Source organism: Priestia sp. P5_B4 (assembly GCF_056400385.1).
On the sequence record NZ_JBFULJ010000760.1, the window covers coordinates 1 to 1858 of the forward strand.

The window sequence follows — 1858 nt, forward strand, 5'->3', positions numbered from 1 at the left end:
GATGAAAACTGTTCTAAGTATAAAATTGATATTAAAAACGGTATGTACAAGGTGGAGCTTATTCAATTTTATAATGTTGACAAAAATGAGTATACAGGAACTGACCGAACTGACCTTTTATTGAACTTTATTAAGGTGGAGCACGTTGAAGAAACGGTCGATGAGGTATTTTGGTGTACGTATTAAGTAGTAAACGTACCGTAGGCTACTAACTTAGAAATGGGGTGCGCCGTTCTAAGGCAACTATCTTATTTATATATTGACTGAAACCCTCTGGCTTTGCGTCAGAGGGTTTTTATGGGCAAAATTATTTATAGTATACTTTACATACAAAATCAATATCAAAGAAAGGTGATCACAGTGCCAAATACATGGGATGCAGAACAAATTGTATCAGCACCGCTTGCCAAAACGCTAACCGAGACGCAGTTTCCAGAACTTGCGCCCGCTACAATTTCGCTGCTTGGCTACGGCTTTGACAATACGGTTTATCAAGTAAACGACCGCTTTGTTTTCAGGTTTCCAAGACGAGAACTCGCAGTAGGACTATTAAAAACAGAAAATCAGCTTTTACCAAGCCTTGCTTCTCAGCTGCCGCTATCCATTGCAGAGCCCATTTTTTTCGGTAAGCCGAATGCAGGCTATCCTTGGCCTTTTACGGGCTATCACTACGTGCAAGGAACTCCGCCTGCAAGATTAACAGAAGAAGAGCGCATACAATCTGCTTCTGTACTGGCAAGATTTCTTCGCACACTGCATCACTATCCTCATTTAAAAGCCCAAGAGCTCGGCGTGCCGTTTGATGAGCTGAATCGACTTGATATGATGAAGCGAAAGCCGGCGCTAGAGAAATATGTCAAGCAAATGAAAGAGCGTAGTCTTTATTCGAAACAAGCTATTCTTGAAAACTATGTAAATGACATACAAGAAATTCACTATCAAGAAAAAAACGTACTGGTTCACGGAGATCTTCATATTAAAAACATGATTGTTGATCAAACCAATATGGTTTCAGGCATCATTGACTGGGGAGATGTTCATATTGGTCACCCGGCAGTTGACCTAGCGATTGGCTACAGCTTTTTACCTCCTAAAGGAAGAGCACGTTTTTTTAAAGAGTACGGAAAAGTAGACGAAGAAACGCACAGACTGGCAAAGTGGAAAGCCGTATTTACAACCGTAGTGCTGGCGGCACACAGCTATGACCAAGGAGACAAACAAACGTTAGAAGCGGCTCTAGAAAGCTTAAACCTGATTTTTCAAGAGTAATAAAACTGTAATAGAATTTCTGTTCAATTCCTGTATAGTTAAGAAAGGATAAAAATAAAAACAACAGGTGAAGCAAACAATGAATACAAGCCACTGGAATGAATCAGCAGCGCAGCTGCTAGAAGCATGGATACAGTTATATAATGAAAAGGAATTTCTTATTGGAGAAACGGAATCTTTAAACATGCTAAAAGAAGAAGTAGAGGGGATGGATAAAGAAAAATTTCTCTCCATAGTAGAACGTCATCTGCAGAAAGTGTATGACGAACTGGAAAAAGAACGTACAGAGTACAACATGAACAACAGTGAATATACAATGGTGACGTTTCTTTCAAGCGACTATCCCGAGTACATAAAAAAGCGTCAAAGCAATACGAGACAGATTGAACAATTAACAAGCATACATAGGAATGTGACAGAGCTTTTCGGAAAAGAACTTTTTTCTGAAGCGGATATGATAGCGTTTAGAAACGACTTTTTTCAACTAACAGAAAAACATGCTAACACGTCATCGTTAAAAGAAATGAAGGAAAACTGGAATACGTATTTGTCAGCGTTCGTTGACTTTCAAAAAAAGCATGAACATGTA

At 39.1% G+C, this 1858-nt stretch carries 1 protein-coding gene and 2 pseudogenes; all 3 read left to right on the top strand.

Going from position 1 to position 1858, the window contains the following annotated elements:
* Positions 1-186, top strand: a pseudogene (locus tag AC1DRF_RS25635) (hypothetical protein); the annotation flags it as partial.
* A gap of 174 nt (positions 187-360) precedes the next feature.
* Complete coding sequence (locus AC1DRF_RS25640) at positions 361-1269, top strand: phosphotransferase (RefSeq protein ID WP_427076355.1); 909 nt, start codon at positions 361-363, stop codon at positions 1267-1269.
* A 79-nt stretch (positions 1270-1348) separates the two neighbouring features.
* A pseudogene (locus AC1DRF_RS25645) lies at positions 1349-1858 on the top strand (TcaA NTF2-like domain-containing protein); the annotation flags it as partial.